The 21,631-nt window shown below is 41.0% G+C and carries 21 protein-coding genes and 1 other annotated feature; of the genes, 2 read left to right on the top strand and 19 right to left on the bottom strand.

Going from position 1 to position 21,631, the window contains the following annotated elements:
• Positions 1 to 100 precede the first annotated feature (100 nt).
• Both vrrA and AC6CHU_RS09365 read left to right on the top strand, forming a co-directional pair.
• Positions 101 to 589 carry a VrrA/YqfQ family protein gene (gene vrrA, locus AC6CHU_RS09370; protein ID WP_236566213.1) on the top strand — a complete coding sequence of 163 codons (489 nt, stop codon included), beginning with the start codon at positions 101 to 103 and terminating at the stop codon, positions 587 to 589.
• A 170-nt stretch (positions 590 to 759) separates the two neighbouring features.
• On the top strand, positions 760 to 1,710 hold the full coding sequence (locus tag AC6CHU_RS09365; RefSeq protein WP_159865010.1) for a 4-hydroxy-3-methylbut-2-enyl diphosphate reductase: 951 nt from the start codon (positions 760 to 762) through the stop codon (positions 1,708 to 1,710).
• 58 nt (positions 1,711 to 1,768) lie between these two features.
• Here AC6CHU_RS09365 and AC6CHU_RS09360 read toward each other — a convergent pair whose 3' ends face one another.
• The 19 genes from AC6CHU_RS09360 to AC6CHU_RS09270 form a co-directional block, all read right to left on the bottom strand.
• Complete coding sequence (locus AC6CHU_RS09360; protein ID WP_159865007.1) at positions 1,769 to 2,884, bottom strand: Nif3-like dinuclear metal center hexameric protein; 1,116 nt, start codon at positions 2,882 to 2,884, stop codon at positions 1,769 to 1,771.
• Positions 2,881 to 3,588 (bottom strand): tRNA (adenine(22)-N(1))-methyltransferase, encoded by a 708-nt coding sequence (locus tag AC6CHU_RS09355; RefSeq protein WP_159865004.1) that lies wholly within the window; start codon positions 3,586 to 3,588, stop codon positions 2,881 to 2,883. Before AC6CHU_RS09355 ends, AC6CHU_RS09360 begins: the two co-directional genes overlap by 4 nt.
• A 149-nt stretch (positions 3,589 to 3,737) precedes the next feature.
• Positions 3,738 to 4,103 (bottom strand): cytochrome c550, encoded by a 366-nt coding sequence (gene cccA / locus AC6CHU_RS09350; RefSeq protein ID WP_159865001.1) that lies wholly within the window; start codon positions 4,101 to 4,103, stop codon positions 3,738 to 3,740.
• A gap of 193 nt (positions 4,104 to 4,296) precedes the next feature.
• On the bottom strand, positions 4,297 to 5,436 hold the full coding sequence (locus AC6CHU_RS09345; protein ID WP_159864998.1) for an acyl-CoA dehydrogenase: 1,140 nt from the start codon (positions 5,434 to 5,436) through the stop codon (positions 4,297 to 4,299).
• Between the two features lie 103 nt (positions 5,437 to 5,539).
• Positions 5,540 to 6,076 carry a hypothetical protein gene (locus AC6CHU_RS09340; RefSeq protein WP_236566212.1) on the bottom strand — a complete coding sequence of 179 codons (537 nt, stop codon included), beginning with the start codon at positions 6,074 to 6,076 and terminating at the stop codon, positions 5,540 to 5,542.
• 63 nt (positions 6,077 to 6,139) lie between these two features.
• Positions 6,140 to 7,264 (bottom strand): RNA polymerase sigma factor RpoD, encoded by a 1,125-nt coding sequence (gene rpoD, locus AC6CHU_RS09335; protein WP_159864992.1) that lies wholly within the window; start codon positions 7,262 to 7,264, stop codon positions 6,140 to 6,142.
• A 105-nt stretch (positions 7,265 to 7,369) separates the two neighbouring features.
• Entirely contained in the window at positions 7,370 to 9,187 is a 1,818-nt protein-coding gene (dnaG, locus tag AC6CHU_RS09330) for a DNA primase (protein ID WP_251283678.1), read from the bottom strand.
• A 39-nt stretch (positions 9,188 to 9,226) separates the two neighbouring features.
• The gene (locus tag AC6CHU_RS09325; RefSeq protein ID WP_159864986.1) at positions 9,227 to 9,667 is read right to left on the bottom strand and encodes a YaiI/YqxD family protein; all 441 of its coding nucleotides are present in this window, start codon (positions 9,665 to 9,667) and stop codon (positions 9,227 to 9,229) included.
• Positions 9,668 to 10,078: 411 nt separating this feature from the next.
• Positions 10,079 to 10,897: a pyruvate, water dikinase regulatory protein gene (locus tag AC6CHU_RS09320; protein ID WP_159865317.1), complete on the bottom strand. Its 819-nt coding sequence runs from the start codon at positions 10,895 to 10,897 to the stop codon at positions 10,079 to 10,081.
• A 28-nt stretch (positions 10,898 to 10,925) separates the two neighbouring features.
• Positions 10,926 to 11,561 (bottom strand): transcriptional regulator CcpN, encoded by a 636-nt coding sequence (ccpN, locus tag AC6CHU_RS09315; protein WP_159864983.1) that lies wholly within the window; start codon positions 11,559 to 11,561, stop codon positions 10,926 to 10,928.
• Positions 11,562 to 11,814: 253 nt separating this feature from the next.
• Positions 11,815 to 13,887: a glycine--tRNA ligase subunit beta gene (gene glyS, locus AC6CHU_RS09310; RefSeq protein WP_159864980.1), complete on the bottom strand. Its 2,073-nt coding sequence runs from the start codon at positions 13,885 to 13,887 to the stop codon at positions 11,815 to 11,817.
• Complete coding sequence (glyQ, locus tag AC6CHU_RS09305; protein ID WP_035331136.1) at positions 13,880 to 14,770, bottom strand: glycine--tRNA ligase subunit alpha; 891 nt, start codon at positions 14,768 to 14,770, stop codon at positions 13,880 to 13,882. The genes glyS and glyQ overlap by 8 nt, the downstream gene beginning before the upstream one ends.
• A 101-nt stretch (positions 14,771 to 14,871) precedes the next feature.
• Positions 14,872 to 15,054 (bottom strand) — a binding site (T-box leader).
• Positions 15,055 to 15,125: 71 nt separating this feature from the next.
• On the bottom strand, positions 15,126 to 15,878 hold the full coding sequence (gene recO / locus AC6CHU_RS09300; protein WP_159864977.1) for a DNA repair protein RecO: 753 nt from the start codon (positions 15,876 to 15,878) through the stop codon (positions 15,126 to 15,128).
• Between the two features lie 30 nt (positions 15,879 to 15,908).
• On the bottom strand, positions 15,909 to 16,052 hold the full coding sequence (locus AC6CHU_RS09295) for a YqzL family protein (protein ID WP_009332996.1): 144 nt from the start codon (positions 16,050 to 16,052) through the stop codon (positions 15,909 to 15,911).
• Between the two features lie 157 nt (positions 16,053 to 16,209).
• On the bottom strand, positions 16,210 to 17,124 hold the full coding sequence (gene era, locus AC6CHU_RS09290) for a GTPase Era (RefSeq protein WP_159864974.1): 915 nt from the start codon (positions 17,122 to 17,124) through the stop codon (positions 16,210 to 16,212).
• Positions 17,117 to 17,515: a cytidine deaminase gene (locus tag AC6CHU_RS09285; protein WP_159864971.1), complete on the bottom strand. Its 399-nt coding sequence runs from the start codon at positions 17,513 to 17,515 to the stop codon at positions 17,117 to 17,119. Before AC6CHU_RS09285 ends, era begins: the two co-directional genes overlap by 8 nt.
• A 934-nt stretch (positions 17,516 to 18,449) precedes the next feature.
• A complete protein-coding gene (locus AC6CHU_RS09280) occupies positions 18,450 to 18,842 on the bottom strand; it encodes a diacylglycerol kinase family protein (protein WP_159864968.1) in 393 nt (130 codons plus the stop codon).
• Positions 18,820 to 19,290 (bottom strand): rRNA maturation RNase YbeY, encoded by a 471-nt coding sequence (gene ybeY, locus AC6CHU_RS09275; RefSeq protein ID WP_159864965.1) that lies wholly within the window; start codon positions 19,288 to 19,290, stop codon positions 18,820 to 18,822. The genes AC6CHU_RS09280 and ybeY overlap by 23 nt, the downstream gene beginning before the upstream one ends.
• Positions 19,287 to 21,479: an HD family phosphohydrolase gene (locus AC6CHU_RS09270; RefSeq protein ID WP_159864962.1), complete on the bottom strand. Its 2,193-nt coding sequence runs from the start codon at positions 21,477 to 21,479 to the stop codon at positions 19,287 to 19,289. Before AC6CHU_RS09270 ends, ybeY begins: the two co-directional genes overlap by 4 nt.
• Positions 21,480 to 21,631: the final 152 nt, after the last annotated feature.

The following is a 21,631-nucleotide window of genomic DNA, read 5'->3' as shown; positions in this document are numbered from 1 at the left end:
TGAGAGGAGGCCAATGAATATGTTGCCAGGACCGAGACCCCCTATGCGCGGAGGGATGCCCCCCCACCCTTTTATGACCCCCATGCAGGGAAGACCTCCCATGGGGCCAATGATGGGCGGCCCTCCGGGCATGAAACGCGGCGGTGGAGGCGGAGGATTGCTCTCTAAAATATTAGGAAAAGGAAATGCCCAGCCCGCTGCAGGGATGGGAGCTGCCAGAGCTGCAGGAGGCTCTCCCTCATCAGGAGGCATACTGCAGGCATTAAGCAATCCTTCGTCCATAAACGGCTTTCTAACCAACACTCAAAAGGTATTAAATACAGCACAGCAAATCGGCCCCATGGTTCAGCAGTATGGACCGCTGGTCAGGAATCTGCCTGCCATGTGGAAGCTATATCGAGGCATAAAGGATGCACCTGAAGCTGATGAGACAGCTTCAGAAGCCAAGGTGGAATCCCAACAGGCAAATACAGAAAAAAAGACACAGAATTCAAAGCCCAAAAAGACAAAAAAGAAACAAAAGGTGGAACAGCCCGCTGCCAAGACATCATCAGCAGAAGGTATTTCCAGACCGAAATTATATATTTAAAGAAAAGAATGCCGGTGCATTCTTTTTTTGCTTTTTTCATAAGAAGAATTACTCCTTTTGTATTATCGGTTTATCTCTTATATAATAGAGGGGCAATATGGAGTTTTTCCGTTTTGAAAGATGAACTCAGTTCCATTCATATATAAGCTTTTATTAGGGAGGATATACAGATGAACGTCATAAAAATCTCTCCTCGGGGGTATTGTTACGGTGTGGTGGATGCAATGGTTATCGCGAGGAATGCTGCACTTGATCCATCTTTGCCGAGACCCATCTATATTTTGGGTATGATTGTCCATAACAAACATGTGACAGATGCTTTTGAAGAGGAAGGCATCGTTACACTTGATGGAAAAGACCGCAAAGAAATCTTGGATAAAGTCGATAAGGGCACAGTCATTTTTACAGCCCATGGCATTTCGCCTGAAGTGCGGGAAGCAGCGAAACAAAAAGGCCTTGTGACACTTGATGCAACATGCCCTGATGTAACAAGAACCCATGATTTGATAAGGGAAAAAGAAAAGGAAGGTTTTCAAATCATTTACATTGGCAAAAAAGGCCATCCGGAACCTGAAGGAGCAGTTGGAGTGGCTCCTCATGCAGTGCATTTAGTACAGACTGTTGAGGATGTAAATGAACTTAATATCCAGGCTGATAAAATACTGGTGACAAATCAAACTACAATGAGCCAATGGGATGTCGCTCATGTAATGGATGAAATTAAAGAAAAGTACCCTCATGCAGAGTTCCATAAAGAAATCTGCATGGCTACCCAGGTTCGCCAGGAAGCAGTAGCAGAACAAGCTGGCCAGGCCGATGTATTAATTGTTGTAGGCGACCCAAAAAGCAATAATTCCAACCGTCTTGCACAAGTCTCAGAAGAAATTGCCGGTACAAAAGCCTATCGCATTGCTGATATTTCAGAACTGGATTTGAATTGGATTAAAGACGCATCAACTGTTGCCGTTACGGCAGGAGCCTCCACTCCGACACCGATTACAAAGGAAGTTATAACTTTCCTAGAGCAATTCGATTCGTCTGATGATTCCACATGGTCACGTGAGAAGAAAGTTCCATTAAATAAAATTCTTCCAAAAGTAAAAAAGCCTGCAAAGTTATAAAATAAATAAATTCTTACAAACAGAACCGGACCCTGAGGGAATCCGGTTCTTTTGATTATCAGACAAATTTAAAAGGATCTGTATGAATTAAGGAAGGAAAAATGGATACGTTATATCCTTTTTCCGTACACATCTGAGATAATTTTTGGGCTACTCCTTTTTTCATTACCTTTTCAACATTATGGCCAGGATCAACAATATTCAGACCCATCATCATAGCGTCATGTGCCACATGGTAATACATGTCTCCTGTCACATATACGTCAGCACCCTTCATCTTTGCTGACATAAAGTACTTGTTCCCATCTCCTCCCAGTACAGCAACTTTCTTCACTTTTGATGAAAGGTCACCCACTACACGAACTCCCTCCACTTCAAGTGTTTGCTTTACATGCTTCGCAAATTCAGCCAGAGTCATTTCGCCGATTACGCCGATTTTACCCAGACCCAGGACTTCACCCTTGTTTTCAAGCTTATAAATATCGTAGGCAACTTCTTCATATGGATGGTTTTTGAACATAGCAGACAGCACTTTCTTTTCTATATGTTCAGGAAAAATGGTCTCAATGCAGACTTCATTAATAGATTCAAGCTCACCCTGCTGGCCAATATGAGGATTTGCCTCACTGCCAGGTTTAAACTGCCCTGTTCCCGAAGAGGTAAAAGAGCAATGACTGTAATTGCCAATTGAACCTGCCCCTGCGTTTCCAAGAGCTTGTCTTAACGGCTCAGCATTTTCTTCAGGTACAAACACAGCAAGCTTTTTCAATACAGTCTCATATGTGGGATATAAAACTTCCGTATTGGTTAGCCTCAGTGCATCAGCCAGCATATCATTAACCCCGCCATTTGCAATATCCAAATTCGTATGTGCAGCATAAACGGCGATATCATGTTTTATAAGCTTTTCAATAATTCTCCCTGATGGTGTATCAGTAGGAATTTTTTGCAGAGGTCTGAAGATTAAGGGATGATGAGCAATGATCAGCTGCACATTCTTTTCAATTGCCTCATCAACGACATCTTCCAGCACATCCAGGGCAATCATGACATTATCAACTGGAACATTCAGCCTGCCAACCTGAAGGCCAATCTTGTCTCCTTCCATCGCATACACTTTTGGGGAAAACTGTTCAAATAATTGGATAATCTCATGTCCGTTAACTTTTTTCACAGCATCAATACCTCCTCTGCCATTTTGATTTTTTGCTTTAACTCCTGTTTTCTCTCTTCTGTTTCACTGGAGTATGCTGCTTTTTCAAGCTGATGAAGAATTCTCTCCCAATTCTTCATTTCACTGAGCCACTTGTTTTGAAATGCTGCTGATTTTTGCTCCATTAGAAAAGGACCCATCAGCAAACCTTGCTCTTTGTTCTTGTAAGGTTTCAACGGCTCTCCTTTTTCAGCTCCAAGGATTTCATAGATCTTTCCGTCTTCCTCAAGAATTTCTTCTGCTATTAGCTCCCAGCCATTTTCAATCAGCCAGCTTCTAATGGAGATGGCACTTAAATTAGGCTGGAGAATAAGCCTCTTTACAGAAGCAAGCTTGTCCTTCCCCTCTTCAAGAATACTCGCAATCAAAGCTCCTCCCATACCTGCAATGGTTACGCAGTCAACTTCATTTTGCTCAATCACTACAAGCCCGTTTCCTTTTCTTACTGAGATCTGATTTTCGAGTCCCTCCTGTCTCACTTGTTTTTTTGCGGATTGATAGGGACCCTCCACCACTTCACCAGCAACGGCAAAAGGGACAATCCCTTTCTTTACTGCATAACATGGCAAATAAGCATGGTCTGAGCCTATATCAGCCAGTCGGGCTCCTTTGGGAATATAATTTGCTACAGATTCAAGCCGTTTCGATAATTTCTCTGTATTCATTCTGTCACCACTTATTTATGTATTGTTAAAAGCGCCTAGAGCCTGCTCTCCTTGAGCAAAAGCTAAAAAAGCTATCGTCAAATTACGATAGCCTTTCTTATAGTATAAAAAAAGTCCTTTACATATGCAAAGGACTTTGATTATAGGTATTACTTAAGGCCTGCTAACCATTCAGCCATTTCGGCAGCTTTGTCCTGAGGCACTAATCCTGAAGGCATTGAGCCTTTACCGTTTACTACGATTTCTGCGATCTCATCCTGTGATAAACGATCGCCTACACCTTTTAGAGCAGGACCAACTCCACCTTGATACTGGTCACCGTGACATCCGATACAGCTCTTCTGGTAAACTTCTTCAGGGGTCGCAGCTGCAGTTTCTTCAGTTTCAGCACCGCCGCCTTCCTGTTCTTTTGCAAGCTCTTCCATATCGCCAAGACCTTTAAAAGAAACAAGGAACATTGCTACCACACCAAAAACCATAATCAACACAAATGGAATGATTGGATTGCGATTCATGATTTAACCTCCCTTATGTAAGCACATTCAGTTTAAGTAAGTATACAAACAATTTCTATTTTACTTTAAAAAAGACAGAAGGAAAAGCCCTATTGTAAACTTTGTCAAATCTTGTTCATAAATTGGACAAAAAACTCCATCCTGAGGATGGAGTCTATGTTAATTATTTCACCTCGTAAACCGCAAATAGTTATTAGCATCCAATGAGGCGCGCAATGACCATTCGCTGCACTTCAGAGGTGCCTTCACCGATTTCCGTGAGCTTACCGTCCCTCATGTAGCGTTCTACCTGGTATTCTTTCATATACCCGTATCCGCCGTGGATCTGTACAGCCTGGTCGGTGATTTCCATACAGATTTCGGAAGCATAGAGCTTGCACATGGAAGCTTCTTTGGCAAAAGGTCTTCCCTGGTCTTTCAGCCATGCAGCCTTGTACACCATATTTCGTGCCAATTCTATCTTCATCGCCATATCTGCAAGTTTAAATTGAATAGCTTGGAAGTTTGAGAGAGAACGGCCGAACTGCTGGCGCTCTTTTGCATATTGAAGTGCCTTTTCATAAGCAGCCTGCGCTATCCCCAGAGCCATTGCTCCAATACCAATACGCCCACCATCCAGTGTGATTAAAAACTGTTTAAAGCCCTCGCCTTTTTTGCCGAGCAAGTGCTCAGTCGAAACGCGTACGTCATCAAGGACAAGTTCAGTAGTATTTGATGCATTGAGCCCCATCTTTTCATAATTATCAATAACGGTAAATCCTTCTGCATCTGTTGGAACAATAATTGCACTGATTTCTTTTTTTCCATCCACTTCACCAGTGACTGCAGTCAAAGCTAAATGCTTAGCATAGCTGGCGTTCGTAATAAAGCATTTATTACCATTAATGATATATTCACCATCTTTTTCGACTGCTGTTGTTCGAGTACCGCCAGCATCGGAGCCTGCATTAGGCTCTGTTAGCCCGAAAGCTCCAAAAGACTCGCCGGTACAAATGGGCACCAGATACTTTTGTTTCTGCTCCTCGGTCCCGAATAAATAAAGCGGTGCCCCCCCTAGTGAAATATGTGCCGAGTAAGTGATTCCCGTAGACGCGCATGCTCTGCTAAGCTCCTCTGTTACAATAGCAAAGCTTACAGTATCTGCCCCTGCGCCGCCATATTCTTCAGGAAAAGGAAGTCCCATCAAGCCAAGGTCCGCCATTTTTTTAAACACTTCTATCGGAAATTCCTTTGTACGGTCTCTTTCCAAAGCCCCCGGTGCCACTTCTTCCTGAGCGAATTCCCTGATTGTTTTAAGGATCATATTCTGTTCTGCAGTCAAGTCAAAATTCATGTCCATCCCCCTTATAAGAACAAAAGTTGTATACGCTTTCATTACTATTATATAAGGGTTACTTAAGTTTTCTCAACATTTAAAAACTTTTTAAAATATTTTATTATATGAATATAGAAATAACTAATAATAAGAATCCAAGCATCCCTGATATCCATAAATATAGAAGCTTCCATTTAAATCCTGCAAACAGCCAAATAATACAATTAAGTACTAGGGCAACATATAGAATGTTCTCGTTTTTGGGATATAGCTCCGATACAAAGCCAACAGATTCCATCAGTAAAATCAAAGCTGCCGAAATGATAGGAATATGCATCATTTTTACTTTTTTAGAAAAATAAAAAAGAAAGAAAATACATGCAAAAATGAAAAGAGTTAAAATGACAGTTTGCAAAGTTATTGACAATTCAGTAAAATAAATTAATAAAGCAGAAATTGGAATCAGCAGCAGGAGAATAAGGTTGGCAAGAGATAGCAGCACTGTTTTTTTAGGCTTTTTTATTTCCTTAGGCCGACTTCCCTCGGTGTAAAGAGTAAGCAGGTAGTCACAATATTGGTCAGGCAGCATTCGGCTCTTTTTCCAATGCAGCAGTTCGTTAACAATGATTACTTTTCTGTTTTCTTCCAACCAAAGCACATCCTGTCAAAAAAAATAGTTTACTTCCATTTTAAGAAGTAAACTATCCACTGGCAATATTTTTTATTCTAAAAAGTCTTTTAAACGTTTGCTTCTGCTCGGATGGCGCAGCTTTCTTAAAGCTTTAGCTTCAATTTGGCGAATACGTTCGCGCGTAACGCCAAAAACCTTGCCCACTTCTTCAAGAGTTCTAGTACGTCCATCATCAAGACCGAATCGAAGACGCAAAACATTTTCTTCACGGTCAGTCAGAGTGTCCAGAACATCTTCAAGCTGCTCTTTCAGGAGCTCGTATGCCGCATGCTCTGATGGAGAAGTGGCATCCTGATCTTCGATAAAGTCACCTAAGTGAGAGTCATCTTCCTCACCAATAGGTGTTTCCAATGAAACAGGTTCCTGTGCAATCTTAAGAATTTCTCTTACTTTGTCTGGAGTTAAATCCATATCTTCAGCAATTTCTTCTGGTGTTGGTTCACGGCCAAGATCCTGAAGTAGCTGGCGCTGAACACGGATCAATTTATTAATGGTTTCCACCATATGAACAGGGATACGAATGGTCCTGGCCTGGTCAGCAATTGCTCTCGTGATAGCCTGGCGGATCCACCATGTTGCATACGTACTGAACTTAAATCCTTTGCGGTAGTCAAACTTTTCGACCGCTTTAATCAGTCCCATATTGCCTTCCTGGATAAGATCAAGAAACAGCATTCCGCGTCCTACATACCTTTTGGCGATACTTACAACCAATCGGAGGTTCGCTTCTGCGAGACGTCTTTTCGCCTCTTCGTCGCCTTCCTCAATTCGATTGGCGAGTGCAATCTCTTCCTCTGCAGAGAGTAAGTCAACACGTCCAATTTCTTTTAAATACATGCGGACAGGATCATTAATTTTCACACCTGGAGGGACACTTAAATCATTAAGGTCAAATTCTTCCTCATTTTTTGCAAGTTCCTGAACGTTTGGGTCTTCATTTTCATTATCTCCGACTAACTCAACACCCTGATCTCCAAGGAATTCATAGAATTCATCCATTTGGTGGGAATCGAGTTCAAATTGAGACAATCTTTCTGCTATATCATCATAGGCAAGGACACCTGTCTTTTTTCCTATTTCAACTAATAGATCTTTCGCTTGTTCAAGGGTCAACTCTGTATCAACCTCTTTTGAACGGGCCGACTTTTCAGCCATATGTCCCCCTCCTTCCAAAAATCACACACATTCTAATACATCTTCAAATGGGACTATTCCTTAGGAGACGCTAAATCCCAAAACATTTATTAAGGCACAGGCTTTTTATAGTGATTTTCGCAAATGAAGAATCTCCATTGCGATTAAAGCCGCTTTAGCATAATCCTTTTGGCGTTCTGCTTCTTTTTCTTCATTTAGTTTTTCTTTTATTTTTAACATCTTTTGATAATTCAACACCTGTTTAAGGTAATCTGTTAATTCCTGTTCGCTTAATTCATCATTTATGGACATCATTTCTATATCCACCACAATGCGCTTAAGCTTTTCATCATTTATAAAATTTATGAATGCGCTCGGATCAGGCGTATGGCCTTTTTCGTAGAAACCTAGTAGATAGGTAATAATTGCCTGGTGTTCATCGATGTTAAATGTATTTCCCTGAAGCATATCCTGAACTTTAAATGCTACGTCACTATTCCTAAGCATGTGGGCAATAAGCCTTCTTTCCGCAGTATGGTATGCGGGTTTCAGACTGTCTGCCCTTTTGGGTGTCTGCAGCCTTTTTTGAGGCTCGAAAGCAACTTTTCCCTTCTGGCCGCTTTTTCTCTTCTCGGTGTAATATACTTGTTTTTGCTGTTCTTTCAAAGCTTCCAGAGAAAGTGAAAATTCATTTGCAAGCTGGCGTAGATAATGGTCTCTTTCCACTGCTTTATCTAGCCTGCTGATTTCCTTTAATACCTCTTCGATATAAAGGAGTCTATCTCCTTCATTTTGAAGCCTTTTGCCTCTTCTGAGATAACGAAGCTTAAATGCCATAAAGGTTATGCTGGACTCAATTACATCATGACGGAATTTTTCTTCGCCGTATTCTTTAATATAATCATCCGGATCATAGCCGTCAGGCATCAGTGCCACTCTGATCTGGCAGCCCGCTTCCATTAGCAAGTTTGCTGCCCGGTATGCAGCTTCGATACCGGCATTATCGGAATCATAACAGATCGTGACGGATTGAACATTTCTTCTTAAGGAAGAAACATGTTCTTCAGTTAAAGCAGTGCCCATCGTACCAACGCCATTGCCGACACCAGCACGATCAGCGGCGATTACATCTGCAAACCCTTCAAAAAGAACGGCTCTCTGCAATTTTTTAATATGTGGTCTCGCCAAATGAAAATTATATAATATTTTGCTTTTATTAAAGATTGATGTTTCAGGGCTATTTAAATATTTGGGCTCATCAGCCCCAAGTGATCTTCCTGAAAAAGCAATCGTATTTCCGCTGCGGTCGAAAATAGGGAACATAATTCTATCTCGGAAGCGGTCAAAATAGCTCCCATCTTTCTCCCTTTTGATGATCAGTCCTGCTCTTTCCATGACATCTTCGGGGAACTTCCTTTTAGTCAGGAACTTGAAAACAAAATCCCAGGACTGTAATGAGTAACCGATTTGATATTTTTCGATCGATTCCATTGTAAATCCCCTATTGAGCAAATATTCTAATGCATGCTGACCATCTTTTGTGTTTACAAGCAGATGGTGATAAAATTTACGTAGAAGCTCATGGGCTTCCATCATCTGCTGTAAATCCACAGGCATTGATTTTGCTGATGCTGCGGATGCTGCATCAATTTCAAGCTTAACATTTCCCTTTTCAGCAAGTTTTAGTGCGGCTTCCTGAAATGAATATCCTTCTAAATCCATTAAGAAAGAAAAGGCATTGCCTCCAGCTCCGCATCCAAAGCAATGATAAATCTGCTTATCGGGTGAAACAGAAAATGAAGGAGTATTTTCGCCATGAAAAGGACAAAGCCCAAAATAGTTGCGTCCTTGCTTGTTTAATTGAATATAGTCGCCAATGACATCAACAATATCTACAGCCTGCCGAATTTCATTTACTTTCTCCTCGGCGATCCGTTCTGCCATATGAACAACTCCATTACTTACTCAGGTATTCGATAAACATTAACGAATTCCTTCAAGATTCGACAAAATCTTTGTCAATTGCTGCACAAACCTGGATCGGTCCTCCTGGCTAAATGGTTTGGGCCCTTTACCATAAACCCCTCTTTTTCGAGCCTTCGCTGAGAGATGCCTCATTTCCAAAGCGGTTCGAATTTCACTTTCTTCAAATAAAATTCCCCTGGGAGAAAGGACATAAACACCCTTTAACAAAAGAGTTGATGCCAATCCAATATCTTGAGTAACAACTGCATCTCCTGATTTTACATGATTCATTATGAATAGATCTGCAGCTTCTTTACTGCTGTCTACAAATTTCCAGACAGCCCCGCTCAGATCATTTTGCATATGAGCATAAGAGGCAACAAAGACCGCGTCCAATTTAAAGGAATTGGCTATTTCGACAATTTCCTCTTTAACAGGACAGGAATCTGCATCCACCATAATGATCGGTTTGCCTAATGTTCTAATAATTCTACATCACTCCGCATAATCCTTCTTTGCATAAATAACTTTTGCATAGTGAGATATGTCGAATTTTTTCTTGACCGAAAGCTTGACATGCCACAATAAATAGTTTATTCCTTGGCAATGAAGTCTAAACCTATTCGGGTACATTTTTATCACAATTTTTTATTATAGTACATAAATCTCTATTTTGCCATTATTTTATCTGGCAACAATATTTTATCTTTGCAGTTTTTTTCTCCTGCCCAGAAAAAAATGCGAATGTATTTTCGAGGTCAGGTTCCCTCTGATCCAATCAGTTCACCCTGAAAAAAATCTGCATGAAGCGAAAGCCTGCAATCCCAACTGCCGAGTTAAAAAAAGAAAAGGCACATAAGGAATTATGTGCTAGCTTTTCGGAAAGCTTTTCCGGTATTGATTGAAAATCATATTGGCCGTTTCTTCTACAGCCTTGTTCGTGACATCAATAACCGGGCATTTAATTTTAGAAACGGTTCTTTCAAAGTAATCTATTTCTTCTTTAATTCTCTCTATATTAGCATAGCTTGCATTATCGCTTAGACCTAATGATATCAGGCGTTCTCTTCGAATAAAGTTTAATTTCTCAGGGCTTATTTTCAGACCGAAGCACTTATCCGGAGGGACAAGAAAGAGCTCTTCTGGAGGATCGACTTCAGGCACAAGGGGTACGTTAGCCACTTTAAGGCGCTTGTGAGCAAGATACTGGGAAAGAGGTGTTTTTGAAGTCCTTGATACCCCTATAAGCACTATATCAGCCTTCAATATTCCACGGGGATCGCGGCCATCATCATACTTTACAGCAAACTCGATTGCCTCAATCTTTTTAAAATAATCCTCATCAAGCTTTCTGACCAGTCCCGGTTCAAAAAGCGGTGTAATGCCGCATGCTTTTTGGATTTGATCCATTAAAGGCCCGACAATATCAAAGGTATATATCCCTTCTTCAGCAGCCCGCTGGTTAATATATTTCCTCATGTCCGGCTTGACCATTGTATAGGCAATCATCCCATTATCCAGCTTTGCCAGCGAAATCACTTCATCAATATGTACTTTCTCTTCAACGTACGGAAAACGCTTAATAGATATATCACTGCCATTAAACTGGCTTGTTGCAGCTTTTGTTACAAGTTCTGCCGTTTCTCCCACTGAGTCCGAAACGACGTAAATGACCGGCAATTTTTCCATCATTCAACACCTTCTCCTTCTTACATTGCTACTTTTCCCCGGCCAGGGCCAAGAATGCTTTTGTCAGATTTGTTTTGGTTATCCTGCCGTTTACCTCAAACCCTTTCTCCGTCTTTCTTACAACGGGAAGGGCGTCAATTTGCTTTTCAATCAGCTTTTTAGCAACTTCTATGAGCAAATCATCTTTTTCACACATAGTTATATTAGGCATTCTTGTCATAATGATATTAACAGGGATGGAATTTAGCTCCTGCTTGCCTATACTTGCGCGCAGTAAATCCTTTCTTGACAAAACCCCAACAAGCAGCGAGCCCTGATCGACTACAAATAACGTGCCGACATCTTCCAGAAACATTGTCACAATTGCATCATATACCGATACATTCTCATTAACCACAACAGGGATGGATTGATAATCCCTTACATAAAGCTTCTGAAGGTTTTCTGTCAGCAGCTGGGCCCCAGTCTTCCCTGTATAAAAATATCCTACACGCGGACGGGCATCCAAGTAGCCGGCCATCGTTAATATAGCCAGATCCGGCCTTAGTGTTGCCCTAGTTAGACTGAGCTGTTCCGCTATACTCTCACCAGTGATCGGCCCGTTTTCCTTAACGATTTCTATGATCTTTTCCTGCCTTTTATTTAATTCGATTTTTCTCACCACCTAATCTGAAAAGGAATGCTGTTGGCACTCATTTCCCACTATAATAAGGTTATACTTTTATATCATTATTATATACTATTCGTCATAAATGAAAAGATGTGTTTCATATATAGTTTACGTTGTGCTGCCGGATATGCCCAAAATATGAAAGAGCCCGTCAGTATAATAAACAGGCTCTTCCCTGACAGCCAGGCAGCTGTCCCTATCTTAGATTTTAATCTCATTGAAGCATAGAACGCAAAGTTTCAGCTTACTACTTAACAATTATTTCGTTCATATTTGCAAATTTCTTTATCACATCAGCCAAATGTGCCATTTGATGAAGCCTATTGCGGCGAATTTCCTGATTCTCATCCATTACCATAGTATGCTCGAAATATTGATCAATTTCTGGTTTCATGCTTACTAACAAATTAAAGACAGCTTCCTCATTCACCTCGTTCTTTAATTCCTCCGTTACAGATAAAAATTTACTGAACAAAACTTTTTCGTATTCGTTTTCAAATAAGCTGCTGTCTATTTCCCCTTTACGTTCTGCCTTAGAAGCGATATTGATCACGCGGCTAAGGGCTTCAATGCTTTCCTTAAAGCCTTCTGCATCTTTGTTGGACTCCAATACTTGGGCTCTATTGACAAGTGAAGGCACAGAATCAATATCATTTCCTAATACAGCTTCAATTAGGTCATAGCGAACTGCTTTTTCCTGAAGCATATATTTAATTCTTAACTTAAAGAAAGATACCAATTCCTGCAACAATTCATTTTTTGACTTCTTTCCAATGTTCGCATTTAGAATAATATCGGAAGATAATGAAATCAATTCTTCGAGTTTCAAATCCCAGTTTTTAGCCAGTAATGTCTGGATGATACCCGATGCCTGTCTTCTTAAGGCATATGGATCCTGGGAACCGCTTGGGATTATTCCAATTGCAAAGGATGACACAATTGTGTCCAGCTTCTCAGCAATGGAAAGTACTGCACCGGCATCACTTGCTGGCGTCTGGTCCTCTGCATTGCGCGGCATGTAATGTTCATTAATTGCACGCGCCACAGCTTCTTTTTCACCTTTTTGCAGGGCGTATTTTTCTCCCATAAAACCTTGGAGCTCAGGAAATTCATAAACCATATGTGAAACAAGATCAAACTTGCTGATTTCAGCGGCACGGTCTGTCACTGCTTTCGCTTCATCACTGAAGCCAAGATTCCCGCTCAGTTTCGCTGCCAGCAGGCGGACACGGTCTACCTTTTCAGCAAGTGTTCCAATTTCTTCATGATACACAATGCTTTTAAGTTTTTCGAGCGATGATGCGATTTCCGTTTTTTGGTCTTCCCTGTAAAAGAAAGCCGCATCAGAAAGTCTTGCCCGCAATACTTTTTCATTTCCCTTAGCCACTTTTTCCAAATGTTCATGAGATCCATTTCGAACTGTAACAAAGTAAGGAAGAAGCCTGCCCTCTTTGGACTTTACCGGGAAATAGCGCTGATGTTCTTTCATCGAGGTAATCAAAACCTCTTCCGGAAGCTCCAGATATTCCTCTTCAAATTTTCCATATAATGCTGTTGGATACTCAACAAGATTATTTACTTCTTCCAATAACTCTTCATCAACAGGAATCACCCAATCATTCTCTTCTTCAATTTTTTCCAACTGCGAGAGAATAGCATTTTTTCTTTCCTGAGGATTAGTAATGACATATTGTGCCAGCAAGGACTTTTCATAGTCAAAGGGATTGTTAATTTCAATCTCTTCCCCAAGAAAACGATGTCCTCTTGTAAGGTTAGATGTCTGAACATTAGTGATTGAAAATGGTATGACTTCACTTCCGAATAATGCCAGAAGCCATTTGATCGGCCTAATAAAGCGCAGCTCCTGGTTAGACCAGCGCATATTTTTCGGAAATGATAGCGATGTAACAATCTGCTGAAGTTCAGGCAGCAGTGCAGCTGTTTCCTGCCCTTTTATGAATTTGCTTACATGCGCGTATTCAACACCCTTAATTTCTTTAAAGTATATATCTTCAACAGATGCTCCCTGACCCCGGCTAAATCCAATAGCAGCTTTTGACCATTCACCGTCATCGGTTAACGCGATTTTTTTTGCAGGTCCTTTTGCTTCTTCGTTAATGTCCTCCTGGGCAGTTTCCACTCCCGTAACAAGAACAGCCAAACGGCGTGGAGAGGAGAAAGCGCTGATTTCGTCAAAAGATATTTTCTTTTCCAAAAGCCATGATTTCACTTTATCTGAAAGCTGATTCATTGAATTAGTGACAAATCTGGCAGGCATTTCTTCAAGTCCAATTTCCAGCAGAAGATCTTTCTTATTCATGAGACCCTTCCTCCTTATCCTTTAAAATTGGGAAGCCAAGTTTTTCCCGCTCTTCGTAAAAGGTTTTGGCTATTTTTCTGGCCAGGTTCCGGCATCTTGCAATATAGCCTGTTCTTTCTGTCACAGAGATCGCTCCCCTTGCATCAAGCAGGTTAAAAGTATGAGAGCATTTTAAAACATAGTCATAAGCTGGATGCACAAGCCCTTCATCCATTTGCCTATGTGCTTCCTTCTCGTAGATGTTGAACAAATTGAAAAGCATTTCCTGATCCGATGTTTCAAATGTGTACTTCGAATGCTCAAACTCCGGCTGCAGGAAGATGTCCCTAACCGTAAATCCTTCTGTCCATTCAAGGTCAAAGACATTTTCCTTATCCTGAATGTAAGAGGCGAGCCTTTCGATACCATATGTAATTTCAACAGACACAGGCTTGCATTCCAATCCGCCTACCTGCTGGAAGTATGTGAACTGTGTTATTTCCATTCCATCAAGCCACACTTCCCACCCTAAGCCCGCGCAGCCCAGAGAAGGATTTTCCCAGTTATCTTCTACAAACCGGATGTCATGTTCAAGCGGATCAATGCCTAATGCTTTGAGTGAATCAAGATACAGCTCCTGAATATTATCCGGCGACGGCTTCATAATCACTTGAAATTGATGATGCTGATAAAGCCGGTTTGGATTTTCACCATATCGGCCATCAGCAGGACGGCGTGAAGGCTCTACATAAGCTACATTCCACGGTTCTGGTCCGATCGCTCTTAAAAATGTATAGGGGCTCATTGTACCTGCGCCTTTTTCAGTATCATAAGCCTGCATTAGGATACACCCCTGTTCAGACCAATGTTTTTGAAGCGTTAATATCATGTTTTGAATATTCATAGGACACCTCTTTCTTAATTTGTTATAAATTTAGCAGCTATCTATCACAGGGCTTCCGTGTTTCAGTGAACATAAAAAACTCCCGTCTCTATGCCACATGGCATAGGGACGAGAGTTTACCCGCGGTTCCACCCTATTTGCTGCGATTTTACCGCAGCCTCTTTGTTGTCGATAGACAATATTGCTCCAGAGCGCCCTTCCTTAACCATCCATACCCGGCTTCCACTGTCCCGGGTTCGCTTTAATGAAAAAAGTTAAGTACTCTTCTCCTTCACTGCAATAATATTTTATTAATTTGAATCATAGCGGAATCACCTTGGATTGTCAATCTTAAGCAAAAAGCCAAGGGAACGCTTTACATAAGATCATTAAACTTATCCATTTGATTAAGAAACTTTTTAGTCTTAAGGGATAAGCCGGAATACTCTTCATAATAAGCAGAGATAATCTTTTTCAATTCAGCCTTGGTTTCGGGCTTAACAGAAATATTGCCAAGCCTGGACAAGTCAAAAAAATAAAACAGGCGCAGCAGCTTAATGGTCGCCTGTGATACCTTATAATGATAAGGATCCCTGTCAAGACAGCGGTGGCAAATGAGTCCGTTTTCCCGGATTGAAAATACAAAATGCCCGTCAGTGCTTCCGCAGACAGTACATTGATCCAGAACAGGATATAAACCCAGACCATTCAGCATTTTCATTTCATAAATATTGGTGAGAATTTCCGGATCATATCCCTCATTTATTAAATTTAGCGTTTGATGCAGCAATTCAAACAAAAATGGGTTAGGCTTCTTATCCTCACTGCTTTTATCAGTCAAATCGACAATATAGCTTGCATAAGCAGTCAGAAAAATATCTTCTTTAATTGATCTCATGGATGAAATCATATCACCCTGCTGCAGGGTGCCCAGACCGCTTCCACGCTGAACTAAAAAGTTTCCGTATGTAAAAAGCTGGGTGACAGCAGCAAGTCTGCTGTTCGGCTTTTTCGCTCCTCGTGCCATCACACCAACTTTTCCCCATTCACGGGTATATAAAGTAACAATTTTATTTGTTTCACTGTAATTAGTTGTCCTGATGACGATGCCTTCACATTTATCAAGCAACCGTGACACCATCCCTGTCTTTCGACAAACCTATGAGATGGGAAAATCAGCTTCTGCTAGCTCTTCATCATTGCTGCCGGGTATATCCTGAGTTTCCTTTTCTAGCTCCTTGAAGAGAAGATATGTGTCAATATTTCCTGTCTGGGAAAACACTCTCCAGGTAAAATCCATCATCGAAAACCCCACCTTTCAGTTATTCAACTAGCAATTCTTTATCCCAATACATTTATCTATATCATAGCCTGTCTTTGTAAAATCATGAGACGAAAATATTGTCAATAACCTGTATGCATATAAACCAGAAATGGATAATACTTTAATTAGGGCTGGTTCAGTACTCATCTTCACGGAAGCCAAAATCGCGGAGCTGAGACATTTTATTGCGCCAGTCTTTCTGAACTTTAACCCAAAGCTCTAGAAAAACCTGTGATCCAAGAAGATTTTCAATATCCACCCTTGCTCTTTTTCCGATTTCCTTAAGCATTTTCCCTTGCTTTCCAATCACTATGCCTTTTTGGGAGTCACGTTCCACAATGATCGTAGCCATGACATGAACAACATCCTTGTCTTCGCGGCGCTCCATCTTATCAATAGTTACAGCCAGCGAGTGCGGTATTTCCTCCCTTGTTAAATGCAGGGCTTTTTCCCTGATCAGTTCGGAAACAATAAATCTCTCTGGGTGATCTGTTACTTGATCAGCAGGATAAAACTGCGGCCCCTCGGGAATATATTTTTTAATCTGTCCTAACAGCGTCTCTACATTATTGCCTTCTAACGCAGAAATGGGGATAATTTCGCTGAAATCGTACTTTTCCTTGTAAGACTCAATAATTTTAAGCAGTTCATCAGGATGTACCTGGTCAATCTTATTGATTACAAGGAAAATGGGTGTTCGGACTGACTGAAATTTCTCAAGTATGAATTCTTCACCGCGTCCAAAGCCTTCCTGGGCATTTACCATAAACAGGATGACATCCACTTCTTTTAGAGTGTTTTGGGCAACTTTCATCATAAAGTCTCCCAGTTTATGCTTTGGCTTATGAATTCCTGGCGTATCAATAAAAATAAATTGTGCGTCATTAGTAGTCAGGACACCCTGAACTTTGTTGCGGGTTGTTTGCGGCTTATCACTCATAATGGCAATTTTCTGCCCAATTACGCGATTTAAGAACGTTGATTTTCCTACGTTTGGTCTGCCGATTATGGAAATAAAACCTGATTTGTGTCCTTTTTGTGTATTATTCATGTAAATCCTCCGGTGAAAATGCTCCTGGCAGTAATTCTGCAACTGTTAATTCTTTAATATCCCCTTTTAAGTTGGTTAAAACAACTTTCATTTCTGGCGGACATAGTTCGGATATTACCTGTCTGCATGCACCGCATGGGGGAACAGGACGGTCTGTGTCAGCAATAACAGCAATAGCTGAAAAGCTTTTTACTCCATCAGAATACGCTTTGAAAAGCGCAGTCCTTTCAGCGCAATTACACATGCTGTACGCTGCATTTTCTATATTGCAGCCGTGAAAAACCTGTCCGTCACTGCTTAATAGCGCAGCTCCCACTTTGAATTTTGAATATGGCACATATGCTCTATCTCTTGCAATCTTTGCTTCTTGAATTAGTTGATCATTATTCACAAATATTTCTTCCTTTCAAGTAAAACGGAGCTGCTCCCCGAGACATCAAAACCTGGATAGAAATTATGAACCACGGGGCCTTCTAAGCTATTTCTGTAAAAAAGCAGCCGCTTCTCTTTTATTTTACAACATTTTACTTTGATTTTCATCGTTTGTAGCAAAAACGTAATAAAAAAATTGAATTTTCTAAAAATAAGCAGACAGATTAAATTTTATGGGCTTGTTTTCTATATGGGCTATTTCTCCAAGCCTGTGAAATTTATTGCTGTTCTGTCATTTTAGCTGATTCAGTGAACGTTTTCAAATTCAGGCACTGAATTTATCAGGGGCTTGCTGTAAGTCTTTATATGAATGGCTGTTTTCAAAAATCGCTTTGTTTCACTTAAATGCTGCCCGGTTATTTCCGATTCAGAATGTTCAAGTCTTCAGCGGGGCTGGCGGTGAAACAGTCGATTCTGTACGTCTGCGGGGGTTCTTCTGTCCCTTTGGGCGCTGAATACGCTTCCTTGAGTAAAGACCACACTAAGAAAATGCGCAGGCATTATAGAAGATCTCGCACTTTCCCTGCAATCCAATCAATATATTCAACCTGCAGCCTACCTTGCTAAAGTAGCTTTCTTTACTAAAAGATTGTTGTCTGTTGTCTATGAATTCTGCCCGTTGATTGCAGCGAAAGGCACGCAGCGAACCCGCGGGGAGGAATGCGAGCCTCCTCGGCTTCGCCTTCGGGGTCTCACACTTCCCTCCTCCCGCAGGACATTGAATAAGCTCCCTCGAATGAACACCGCTCGAAGGAAATGCGTCAGCATTTTCGAGGATCAAGTGCCCACAGCGAAGATCAGCTCAGCAAATTAAAATAGGTTAGGAATAACATCAAACATTAAGAAAACAGGCTTTTAAAAAAAGTAAAGCTGTCCCTTTGGACAGCTTCACATTACTGCAAAAATATAAAAATTTTTGGCAGGAATACAATTCCGCCTACAATTATACATACAATGGCAAATACCAGCACTGCTCCAGCGGCAATATCCTTTGCCTGTTTTGCCAAGGGGTGATAATCTTCGGTTGCCAGATCCACTGCCCTCTCAATTGCTGTATTCAGCAATTCGAGTGATAGCATGCCACCGATGGCCAGAATAATGATTATCCATTCAAGCCGGGAAATGCCAAAGTAACCACCAAAGAAAAGCACTGCAATGGCTACTGCCAAGTGTATCTGCAGATTCCTTTCATTAAATAACGCTGTTCTAATTCCGGAAAAAGCAAACGCAAAGGATTTTAGGACACTGTGTGTTCGGACCTTTTTATCTCGTGAGCCCGAATTCATCCAGTATATCCTTCTGGCGGGAAAACATTTTTTTCTCGTCTTCCGGGTTTTCATGATCATAGCCAAGAAGATGAAGGAAGCCATGGACCGCCAAAAAGCCAAGCTCCCTGATAAAAGAATGTCCATACTCTTCAGCCTGTTCCTTAGCCTTCGCGGTGGAGATAATAATATCTCCGAGGATCCGCGGCATATCAGCACCAACCAGTTCAATTTCACCTTCCCCCAGCTCTTCCATCGCGAAGGAAATAACATCTGTCGGCCGATCTTTATCCCGGTACTCTCTGTTGATTTCGCGGATGCGCTCATTGGTCACAAAAGTGATGGATACTTCACTTTCGGGCTCCACAGATTCTTTTGAGGCCGCAAAGGTAATTAGCTCTTCAATTTTCGCTATATCACTTTCCTGAAGCTCATTTGTTTCGTCCAAAAAATCAATACTTAAAATCATGCCTGTTTCACCTTCTGTTTAGTCATTTCAGGATACTCAATACGTGAATGGAAAATTCCGTTTAACGTTTCACAGAACGATTGTGAAACGGTTTCCAGCTCTTTTAAGGTTAAATCACATTCGTTCAGCTGTCCATCCTGAAGCCTGTCTGCGATTATCTTCTTTACCAAATCCTCTATTTGCTCTGTTGTAGGATGCGCCATAGAACGGACTGCAGCTTCTACACTATCCGCAATGCCAATGACTGCAGACTCTTTTGATTGAGGTTTTGGCCCCGGATAGCGGTAATCTTCTTCTTTTACCTCAAGTCCATTCTGTTTTGCTTTGTAATAAAAATATTTCAGCAAGGTGGTTCCATGATGCTGTTCGGCAATATCCACTATTTCCTTAGGCATCTTATGCTTTCTCAGCATTTCAGCTCCATCTGCGGCATGGGCGATAATAATATTCTTACTGGTCTGAGGAGGAAGCCGGTCATGTGGATTTTCAATATTCACCTGGTTCTCAATAAAAAATTGCGGCCGTTTTGTTTTGCCGATATCGTGATAATAACAGCCCACCCTTGCCAAAAGCCCATTTGCCCCAATAGCTTCACATGCTGACTCGGAAAGATTTGCAACCATTACGCTATGATGGTAGGTGCCCGGAGCTTCAGTAAGTATCTTTCTCAGCAAAGGGTGATTCGGATTGGAAAGTTCAATCAGCCTCATAGTAGACAGTATTCCAAATCCTGCCTCAAAATAAGGCAGCAGGCCAATCGCCAGGACTGCTGACGAAATACCTGAAATCAGAGCTATTATAAAGTAAAACCCATATTCAATTGTCTCATAGTGGCCATTTCTTAGGAAAAGCAAAGAAAAGATAACAAGTATGTTAACTGCAGTTACGAATAAACCAGCCTGCAATATTTTGGAACGGCGATTCTGCTTTGTCAAAAACAATATGGCCGCCAAGCCGCTGCAAAGTATATAAATAGCTGATGTCAGCTGGAATGTTCCAGTAACACCTTCATTAAAAATGATGCTTCCACTGATAGCCATAATAATGGTGTAATACATCGCAAGCTTTTCATCAATCAGTATTTTGATCAGCATAGCTCCCATAGCTGCCGGGTAAATATATCCTATCTCTGAGTAATCAGCATATTGGAACAGACTTATGACCTTCATAAGCAATATCGATAGGATAAAAACAAGGCTGAACAGCAATAAATAGCTTTGCTTTAAATCCTGCTGCACATTCAATTCATGGAAATAATAGTAAAGGGCTGATAAAACAATGACAATGATTAGAGATAAGCCGATAAAAGGCTGAATCGAATTAACACTGTCAATAAGTCCTACTAGTTCAAGCTGTCTGTAAATGTCCCTGCTGATCAGCTGGTTTTCTTCAACAATGATCTGCCCCTGAAGGATTTTGACTGGCTCGACACTTTCAATGGTCTGCTGCCGCATTTCTTCCGTAGCTGCTGGATCATAAAATTGATTTTGATATACCGCATAGCGCCCAAGCTCTATTGCTGCTTTTTTTAAATCTGAATTTAAGCTGGTAAACTTCAGTTCTTCTTCAACACGCTTCTTTGCGTTCTCCACCTGTTCAGCCGGAATTTCATTATTCATGATTTTATTGATGGCAGTAACAGTAAGGTCTTTCGCTATACTCAGCTCCCCCTCCTTTGCCTGAAGCAAAGCAAGGAAGACACTATCAGATACTTCACGTGTTACGTCATCAGTGAGTTTTTCTTTAACCATGGTCAATTTGTCTTCAGGATTAGGGGCAGAAGGGTCTGGTGCCTCTACCTCTTTGCCGGATTCATTTCCGGCACCCTTCTTTTTCTCTTCCATCTCTTCTTTTACTTCTTCATTCACTTCCGAAACGGATCCGAAGATGGAGGTAACCAGGTCGACTCGGTTTTGTGCAATCTCTTTTTTTACAACGTAAATATCCTTCACATTATTTTCTGCTTCTTTTCTCTTTCTTTCTGTACTTGCCTTATCCTCTATGGTTATGGGTGACCTTATTGTCTGTTCTGCGACAGAGAATAGACTTAAATCGAGCTTTTCAGGCTTCACATTGCTATACATGGAAAAATACATAGCAACTCCCAATAGAACAAATAAGAGAACACGAAAAAAAGTCATATTAAGCAAATTTCTGATTGTAATCATACTTTGCTGAAGATTTGGCACCTTTACCCCTCCTGTCCTGGGTAAAAAACTTCTATTACACTTTAATTAGCATTAATCATTAATTATGTAAAATCATAACAGTTTTTCTGATGGTTTTCACTAATGAAAAATGGCCTATCTAATAACAGGTTACCTAAACAATTCATTAATAG

This window comes from Cytobacillus sp. GQ23, assembly GCF_059758675.1.
Note: the sequence above shows the minus strand (reverse complement) of the source record. Positions and strands in the feature narration are given on the sequence as shown.

What these genes read in the sequence shown, in the direction of transcription:
- rpoD (WP_159864992.1), bottom strand. Translation starts at nt 7,264, where the DNA reads ATGGCTGAAAAGTCGGCCCGTTCAAAAGAGGTTGATACAGAGTTGACC.
- glyQ (WP_035331136.1), bottom strand. Translation starts at nt 14,770, where the DNA reads ATGAATATTCAAAACATGATATTAACGCTTCAAAAACATTGGTCTGAA.
- glyS (WP_159864980.1), bottom strand. Translation starts at nt 13,887, where the DNA reads ATGAATAAGAAAGATCTTCTGCTGGAAATTGGACTTGAAGAAATGCCT.
- AC6CHU_RS09325 (WP_159864986.1), bottom strand. Translation starts at nt 9,667, where the DNA reads ATGGTGGATGCAGATTCCTGTCCTGTTAAAGAGGAAATTGTCGAAATA.
- vrrA (WP_236566213.1), top strand. Translation starts at nt 101, where the DNA reads ATGGGGCCAATGATGGGCGGCCCTCCGGGCATGAAACGCGGCGGTGGA.
- AC6CHU_RS09365 (WP_159865010.1), top strand. Translation starts at nt 760, where the DNA reads ATGAACGTCATAAAAATCTCTCCTCGGGGGTATTGTTACGGTGTGGTG.
- AC6CHU_RS09345 (WP_159864998.1), bottom strand. Translation starts at nt 5,436, where the DNA reads ATGAATTTTGACTTGACTGCAGAACAGAATATGATCCTTAAAACAATC.
- AC6CHU_RS09295 (WP_009332996.1), bottom strand. Translation starts at nt 16,052, where the DNA reads ATGATGGATTTTACCTGGAGAGTGTTTTCCCAGACAGGAAATATTGAC.
- AC6CHU_RS09320 (WP_159865317.1), bottom strand. Translation starts at nt 10,897, where the DNA reads ATGGAAAAATTGCCGGTCATTTACGTCGTTTCGGACTCAGTGGGAGAA.
- AC6CHU_RS09355 (WP_159865004.1), bottom strand. Translation starts at nt 3,588, where the DNA reads ATGAATACAGAGAAATTATCGAAACGGCTTGAATCTGTAGCAAATTAT.
- dnaG (WP_251283678.1), bottom strand. Translation starts at nt 9,187, where the DNA reads ATGGCAGAACGGATCGCCGAGGAGAAAGTAAATGAAATTCGGCAGGCT.
- ybeY (WP_159864965.1), bottom strand. Translation starts at nt 19,290, where the DNA reads ATGATTTTAAGTATTGATTTTTTGGACGAAACAAATGAGCTTCAGGAA.
- cccA (WP_159865001.1), bottom strand. Translation starts at nt 4,103, where the DNA reads ATGAATCGCAATCCAATCATTCCATTTGTGTTGATTATGGTTTTTGGT.
- era (WP_159864974.1), bottom strand. Translation starts at nt 17,124, where the DNA reads ATGAATAATACACAAAAAGGACACAAATCAGGTTTTATTTCCATAATC.
- AC6CHU_RS09280 (WP_159864968.1), bottom strand. Translation starts at nt 18,842, where the DNA reads ATGAATTCGGGCTCACGAGATAAAAAGGTCCGAACACACAGTGTCCTA.